Raw genomic sequence first — 6,623 nt, 5'->3', positions numbered from 1 at the left:
ACCAGCCGCATGTCGGGCGCTCCCGGCAGCAGCCGCTCGGCGTCCACTCCATCTGCGTGCCGCATCGGCCAGGACGCCGGCGAGAAGCTGGTGCTGCCCGCGCGCATGGCCGGCGACATCTCGCTCGATCTCGCCCCGTGGCTCGGGCCGCAGGCATGGCGAGCCCGAGCCGCAGCCGGGTGACCGGCTGGCCGTGTTGTCGGCGTGGTCCTACCCGCTCACGCGGCACCGGCCGGCAGATCGGCGCAAGGACGGCACCTAAGCTGAAGCCATCGTCAACGCAGGTCATCACGACCCGAAAGGAGCCCGCCATGCTTCGCTACGCCATCGCCTTCTTCGTCATCGCGCTCATCGCCGCCGTGTTCGGCTTCGGCGGCATCGCCGCCAGCGCCGCTGGCATCGCGCAGCTGCTGTTCTACGGCTTCATCGTCCTCGCAGTCATCAGCCTGGTGGCCAGCCTCGTCAAGAAGGGCTGACGTCGCCGCGTCGCGGCCGGGCAAGGCGTCGTCCTACATGCACTCGGGTCCTGCGCCGACACACGCTCACCGGCTGGCTGCCTAAGCTTTCTTCACCACGGCGGCATTCGGCGACAACCGCCGAGATCGCCACTCACGTCATCCAACGAAAGGAGTCCACCATGAACCGTACCGCCTCCACCGCCCGCCAGGTTGCCGACCAGGCCATCGAAACCGTTCAGGACGGTCTGGACACGCTGGAGAGCCGCACCACGCCGGCGCTCGTGCGGGCTGCAGAACGCGCCGACGACCTGATCGGTCGCAGCGCCAACGTGCTGCGCGACGGCGCCGGCCAGGTCCGCACGAAGGCCACCGAGGCCACCGAGCGCACCGCCGACTACATCCGCGAGCAACCGGTCAAGTCGGTGCTGATCGCTGCCGCCGGCGGCGCCGCCCTGATGGCACTGGCCTCGTACGGCGCGAGCCGCCGCGAACGGCGCTGAACCGGCTGACCGAGGAGCAACCATGCTGAGACCGGTGATCCGCCTTGCAACCGAGCGCCCCGAGTGGCTCGCCGAGCACCTGCTGGCCTATGGCGAGCTGGCGGGCGAGGAACTGGGGCAAGCCGCGGCCGAGTGGCGACGTCGACTGGTCTGGCAACTGGCCGCACTCGTGCTCGGCGCCATCGCGCTCACACTGGCTGGTGTCGCTGCGCTGCTCTGGATCGCGGCGCACGACGGTGCAACCTCGGTTGCCGCGCTGAGCATCGTGCCGGCGGTGCCGGCGATCGCCGCCCTGGCCTGCGCCGCCCTCGGCCGCCCGGATGCCCGCGCGACACGCTTCGAGCGCGTGCGTGGGCAGCTCCAGGCCGACGCGGCGGCGATGCAGGAGGTCACGCGATGAGCGCGCGCACGGTCGAACATCGACTCGCGGTATCGCGGGCTCGCATGCAGCGATGGCTGGTCGAGCGCGAGATCGCCGGCGCCCCTCAGGCCGCCACATCGTCGCTCGCGCCGATGATCGCGTTCGCCGGCGAGCATGCGCCCGCAGCCCTGCACGACATCGCTCAGCGCCATCCGTTCGCGCTCGCGGGCGCGGCGATCGCTGCAGGCGCCCTGCTCGCCAGCGGACGACCCGCCCCGGCGCTGATGGACTGGGCGTGCCGGCTGCTGGCCGAGGTGCCGCCCTCGCTGATCGCGGAACTGCTCATGCCCAGGGCGCGCGGCGATGCGCCTTCGAGCCAGCCCCCTCGACCCTGACGCGCGCGGGCCGATCCTCACGCCGCGCGGCACAAGCGTCCCCACTCACTCCCGCCCCGCCTTCCCAGGCAGCCCCACCCTCAACGAAGGAGAAACGCCATGAAGAACTCGCTCCAGTCCCTTTCCGCCCGTGCCCTGTTCGCCGCCATCGCAGCCAGCACTGCGCTGGTCGTGCTGCCCGGCTGCGCCGTCTCTCGAGGCCAGTCCAGCGTAGGCGAGTACATCGACGACACCACCATCACCACGCAGGTGAAGGCCCGCATGGTCGAGAACAAGCAAGTGGATGCCGCTGCGATCAGCGTGGAGACCCTCAACGGCACCGTGATGCTGTCGGGCTTCGCGAAGAGCGGCACCGAACGCGACACCGCCGAGACGATTGCGCGCAACGTCAAAGGCGTGAAGTCGGTGAAGAACGAGATCGTGGTGCGCGCGAGCTGAGCGCGCGACCATCGGTCATGCGGGAGCTGGGGCCGGTCCGCGGAGGACCGGCCCTTCTGGCGTGGCGACGGCCGATCTCAGCGATCGAACGGGCTGGAGCGCCGCGCGCCTTGCGGCTTCTTCGCGAAGGGCTTGTTGGCGCCGCTGCCACCGAACGGCTTCTTGGCACCGAAGGGCTGATGGCCGGGGCCGAAGGGCCGCTTGCCGGCGAAGCCCTTGCGCGCACCGACGGGGCGCTCACCTGCGTTCTCGGCACGCGCCGCGAAGATGCGCGGTGCCGGGATCTTCGGCTCCAGGCCGGTGACCGTGGCCACCGGGATGTCCTGTGTTGTGAAGTGCTGGATGCGGCGGATCATGCCCACGTCCATGCGCTCGGCCAGCGTCACCGCCAGGCCGTTGCGGCCGGCGCGGCCGGTTCGGCCGATGCGGTGCACGTAGTCCTCGGCCTTCATCGGCAGGCCGTAGTTGATCACGTGGCTGATGGTCGGCACGTCGATGCCGCGTGCGGCCACGTCGGTGGCCACCAGCACGCGCAGGTGCTTGTTGCGCAGGCCCTGCAGCACGCGGTTGCGCCGACCCTGCGGCATGCCGCCGTGCAACGAGGCCACGGCATGCCCCATGTCGGCCAGGCGGTCGGCCAGCCAGTCGGCGTCGCGCTGTGTGCTGGTGAAGATCACCGCCTGCTCGAGGTCGGTGCCGGTCAGGATGTGGTCGAGCAGGGCGTTCTTGTGATGGGCGTTGTCGGCCCAGTGCAGGCGCTGCTCGATGTTGACGTGGGTGTCGGTGTGCGAGGCCACGTCGATGCGCTGCGGCTCGCGCAGCAGGTTGCGCGCGAGGTGGCCGACGTTGCCGGCGAAGGTGGCGCTGTACATCACCGTCTGTCGCGACACCGGCACGTGGTCGGCGATGGTGGTGATGTCGTCGATGAAGCCCATGTCGAGCATGCGGTCGGCTTCGTCGAGCACCAGCATCTCGACGTGCTCGAGCACGGCCTTGCCGGTCTGCAGGTGGTCGAGCAGGCGGCCGGGGGTGGCGATCAGGATGTCCAGCGGGCCGCGCAGCGCCTTGATCTGCGCCGGATAGGGCACGCCACCGACGATGGTGGCCACGCGCAGGCCCTGCACATGACGACCGTAGGTATCGGCCGCCTTGGCGACCTGCATCGCCAGTTCGCGCGTCGGCGCGAGCACCAGGATGCGCGGACCGTAGACCACGCCCTTCTCGCGCCGCTTGCTGTTGTCGCCGCGGGCAGCCAGCACGCGCTGCAACGCCGGCAGGATGAAGGAGGCGGTCTTGCCGCTGCCGGTGCTGGCCGAAACCATCAGGTCGCGGCCTTCCAGCGCTGGCGGAATGGCGCGCTGCTGCACCTCGGTGGCGGTGTCGTAGCCGGCATCGGCCACGGCGCGGGTCAGGGCCTCGTTCAGGCCCAGGTTCTCGAAACTCATCGTCGTCTTTCTCGAAAGCAACGGCGCAAAACGCCGCCGGGCGGGCCGGCACGGCTCGCCCTGATCAGGTCGCGGGAAACTTCGTCGGAAGGTTCTTGGCGACGGCATCGCCGCCAACCGTGTCCTCGCCTGGGGCGGCGGGATGTTCCGAACGAGAGAAAGACGGAACGAGGTCGAAGGAGATGAACGGAGGACGCGCGGACAGATCTGCGCGTCGTTTCGCATTGTAGCCGCTTCCCCCGAGTCTTGCTGCGCCGCAACACGGCGGCCGTCGCATGACCTTGGTCAAGCGATCCGCCACCCGCGACTGGCAGACTCCCGGCCCATGCGCGAAAGCCCCGCCCTCGTCGAGTCACGCCGGTTCGGTACCCGCACCGTGCCCATGCTGCGGCCGCTGGGCTGGCTCATGGCTGGCTGGCGCGACTTCATGCGCTGCCCGCTGCCCGGGCTGCTGCATGGCCTGCTGCTGGCCGCCTTCGGCGCCGTGCTGTTCTGGGCGGCGCGCAACCAGTTCTGGCTGCTGTCCGGCGCGTTCTCCGGCTTCCTGCTCGTCTCGCCCATCCTGGCCACCGGCCTGTATGCGGTCAGCCGCCAGCTGCAGCGCGGCGGCAAGGCCAGTGTCGGCACATCCCTGGCGGCCTGGCGCCCGCGCGACGGGCGGTTGGTCGTCTTCGGCGTGCTGCTGGCCTTCGCCGGCACCGGCTGGGTGATGACTTCGGCGGCGCTGATCACCGGCTTCGCACCGGCGCCGGTGCGCAACCCGGTCGAGTTCCTGCGCGTGGTGGTGCTGGCCGAGCAGGGCCATCTGTTCGAGATCTGGCTGGCGCTCGGTGGCGTGCTGGCCGCGCCGGTATTCGCCTCCAGCGTGGTGGCCATCCCGCTGCTGCTCGACCGCGAGATCGGCATCCTCGCCGCGGTGTTCACCAGCTGGCGCGTGGTGATGGAGAACCCGGTGCCCTTGGCGCTGTGGGCCGCGCTCATCATGGCGCTGACGCTGGCCGGCATGGCCAGCGTGATGCTTGGCCTGGTGATCGTGGTGCCGTGGCTGGCGCATGCGAGCTGGCACGCCTACCGCGACCTCGTCGACACCTCCGGCCTGCCCGAGCGGCCCTGAGCGACAGGCGGCACGCGATGTTCGGCTACACCGAGGAACAGATCGCCTGGTTCGGCCTGAGCTTTGGCGTGACCGCGTTCATGCTGTACATGGTGTTCATCATCCTGCAGCTCGCGCGCGAGTCGAAGGCCGGCAAGTTCGGCACCTTCGTGCTGCTGCTGGGCCTGGGCGTCGGCCTGATCGGCTTTGCGGCCAAGGGGCTGATCAAGTACTTCCTCGCGGGCATCGTCGAATGAACGCCGCCACCGGCCCGCTGCGCCACGCCTGGTACGACGATGCGCTGGCCTTCGCCACCGGCACGCTGTTCATCGCCATCGGCGTGGCGATGTTCACCCACGCCGGGCTGCTCACCGGTGGCACGGCGGGCCTGGCCTTCCTGGCGCACTACGCCACCGGCGTCGGCTTCGGCCCGCTGTTCTTCGCGATCAACCTGCCCTTCTATGCGCTGGCCTGGCGCGCGATGGGCCGCAGCTTCACGGTCAAGACCTTCGCCGCCGTTTCGCTCCTGTCGGCGCTGACCAGCGCCATCCCGCGCTGGGCCGGCTTCGCCGTGCTCGACCCCTGGTTCGCCGCGGTGGCTGGCGGGCTGCTGATGGGTGCCGGTTTCCTGGTGCTGTTCCGCCACCATGCCAGCCTGGGCGGGCTGAACATCCTCGTGCTGGTGCTGCAGAAGCGCTTCGGCTGGCGCGCCGGCTGGGTGCAGATGGGCATCGACGGGGCGATCCTCGTCGCCTCGCTGGCTGTCGTCGAGCCCCAGCGGATCGCCATGTCGATCGTGGGTGCGCTCGCGCTCAACCTCACGCTAGCGCTGAACCACCGGCCCGGGCGCTACGTGGCGTTCTGAGCCGTTATCGCCCCGGACCTTGCGCAAGCATGCGCAAGGCCGTGACCGAGGCGAGAGATCGTCCTCAGGACGATCTCTCGTCCGCGGTCACCCCATGTGAAGACCCCCGTTGCAGGAGAAGTCGGCACCCGTCGTGAAGCCCGACTCCTCGCCGGCCAGCCAGCCGACGATGGAGGCGATCTCCTCCGGCGTGCCCAGGCGCTTGACCGGGATGCCGGCGACGATCTTGTCGAGCACATCCTGGCGGATCGCCTTGACCATGTCGGTGCCGATGTAGCCCGGGCTCACCGTGTTCACCGTCACGCCCTTGTTGGCCACTTCCTGCGCCAGCGCCATGGTGAAGCCGTGCATGCCAGCCTTGGCTGCCGAGTAGTTGGTCTGGCCGAACTGGCCCTTCTCGCCGTTGACCGACGAGATGTTGACGATGCGGCCCCAGCCCTTGTCGAGCATGCCTTCGATCACCTGCTTGGTGACGTTGAACAGGCTGGTGAGGTTGGTCTCGATCACCGCGTCCCAGTCGGCGCGGCTCATCTTGCGGAACACGCCGTCGCGGGTGATGCCGGCGTTGTTCACCAGCACGTCGACGACGCCGTGCTCGGCCTTGACCTTCTCGAAGGCCGCGACCGTCGAATCCCAGTCGCCGACGTTGCCGACCGAGGCGTAGAACGTGTAGCCCAGGGCCTTCTGCTCGGCCAGCCACTTGTTGAAGTCACGGCTCGGGCCGCAGCCGGCGATGACCTTGAAACCGTCCTTGTGCAGGCGCTGGCACATCGCGGTGCCGATGCCACCCATGCCGCCGGTGACGTACGCGATCTTCTGAGCCATTTGTCTTCTCCTGGTTGAATCCGTTGGTGGTGTGGTTCTTTCAGCGCTCGACGGTCAGGGCCACGCCCATGCCGCCGCCGATGCACAGCGAGGCGATGCCCTTCTTGGCGTTGCGGCGCTGCATCTCGTGCAGCAGCGTGACGAGGATGCGGCAGCCGGACGCGCCGATCGGGTGCCCGATGGCGATCGCGCCGCCGTTGACGTTGACCTTGCTGGTGTCCCAGCCCATCTCCTGGTGCACCG

The 6,623-nt window shown here is 69.4% G+C and carries 11 protein-coding genes and 1 pseudogene; 9 read left to right on the top strand and 3 right to left on the bottom strand.

Going from position 1 to position 6,623, the window contains the following annotated elements; translation table 11 throughout:
* The 6 genes from AB7U92_RS19415 to AB7U92_RS19390 form a co-directional block, all read left to right on the top strand.
* Positions 1 to 183, top strand: a 183-nt coding sequence (locus tag AB7U92_RS19415) for a hypothetical protein (protein WP_428580749.1), incomplete at its 5' end; no start/stop codon positions are given.
* A 128-nt stretch (positions 184 to 311) separates the two neighbouring features.
* The gene (locus AB7U92_RS19410; protein WP_428580746.1) at positions 312 to 476 is read left to right on the top strand and encodes a DUF1328 domain-containing protein; all 165 of its coding nucleotides are present in this window, start codon (positions 312 to 314) and stop codon (positions 474 to 476) included.
* 161 nt (positions 477 to 637) lie between these two features.
* The gene (locus AB7U92_RS19405) at positions 638 to 958 is read left to right on the top strand and encodes a hypothetical protein (protein ID WP_428580744.1); all 321 of its coding nucleotides are present in this window, start codon (positions 638 to 640) and stop codon (positions 956 to 958) included.
* Between the two features lie 22 nt (positions 959 to 980).
* Positions 981 to 1,358 carry a phage holin family protein gene (locus AB7U92_RS19400; protein ID WP_428580741.1) on the top strand — a complete coding sequence of 126 codons (378 nt, stop codon included), beginning with the start codon at positions 981 to 983 and terminating at the stop codon, positions 1,356 to 1,358.
* A complete protein-coding gene (locus AB7U92_RS19395) occupies positions 1,355 to 1,714 on the top strand; it encodes a hypothetical protein (RefSeq protein ID WP_428580738.1) in 360 nt (119 codons plus the stop codon). The genes AB7U92_RS19400 and AB7U92_RS19395 overlap by 4 nt, the downstream gene beginning before the upstream one ends.
* 99 nt (positions 1,715 to 1,813) lie before the next feature.
* The gene (locus tag AB7U92_RS19390) at positions 1,814 to 2,152 is read left to right on the top strand and encodes a BON domain-containing protein (protein ID WP_428580735.1); all 339 of its coding nucleotides are present in this window, start codon (positions 1,814 to 1,816) and stop codon (positions 2,150 to 2,152) included.
* Positions 2,153 to 2,229: 77 nt separating this feature from the next.
* Here the strand turns inward: AB7U92_RS19390 and AB7U92_RS19385 are convergent, their stop codons facing one another.
* A complete protein-coding gene (locus tag AB7U92_RS19385; RefSeq protein WP_428580732.1) occupies positions 2,230 to 3,597 on the bottom strand; it encodes a DEAD/DEAH box helicase in 1,368 nt (455 codons plus the stop codon).
* 325 nt (positions 3,598 to 3,922) lie between these two features.
* On the opposite strand from AB7U92_RS19385, the gene AB7U92_RS19380 reads away from it, so the two are divergent.
* Genes AB7U92_RS19380 through AB7U92_RS19370 form a run of 3 tightly spaced genes read left to right on the top strand, consistent with a single transcriptional unit; the run spans position 3,923 to position 5,555 of the window.
* Positions 3,923 to 4,711: a DUF2189 domain-containing protein gene (locus tag AB7U92_RS19380; protein ID WP_428580730.1), complete on the top strand. Its 789-nt coding sequence runs from the start codon at positions 3,923 to 3,925 to the stop codon at positions 4,709 to 4,711.
* 17 nt (positions 4,712 to 4,728) lie between these two features.
* A complete protein-coding gene (locus AB7U92_RS19375) occupies positions 4,729 to 4,947 on the top strand; it encodes a DUF2788 domain-containing protein (protein WP_428580727.1) in 219 nt (72 codons plus the stop codon).
* A complete protein-coding gene (locus tag AB7U92_RS19370) occupies positions 4,944 to 5,555 on the top strand; it encodes a YitT family protein (protein ID WP_428580724.1) in 612 nt (203 codons plus the stop codon). Before AB7U92_RS19375 ends, AB7U92_RS19370 begins: the two co-directional genes overlap by 4 nt.
* An 87-nt stretch (positions 5,556 to 5,642) precedes the next feature.
* Here AB7U92_RS19370 and AB7U92_RS19365 read toward each other — a convergent pair whose 3' ends face one another.
* The gene (locus tag AB7U92_RS19365; protein WP_428580721.1) at positions 5,643 to 6,380 is read right to left on the bottom strand and encodes a 3-ketoacyl-ACP reductase; all 738 of its coding nucleotides are present in this window, start codon (positions 6,378 to 6,380) and stop codon (positions 5,643 to 5,645) included.
* Positions 6,381 to 6,420: 40 nt separating this feature from the next.
* Positions 6,421 to 6,623: pseudogene (locus AB7U92_RS19360) on the bottom strand (acetyl-CoA C-acetyltransferase); the annotation flags it as partial.

This window comes from Piscinibacter sp. (assembly GCF_050175855.1).
Classification (GTDB): Bacteria; Pseudomonadota; Gammaproteobacteria; order Burkholderiales; family Burkholderiaceae_C; genus Piscinibacter.
Note: the sequence above shows the minus strand (reverse complement) of the source record. Positions and strands in the feature narration are given on the sequence as shown.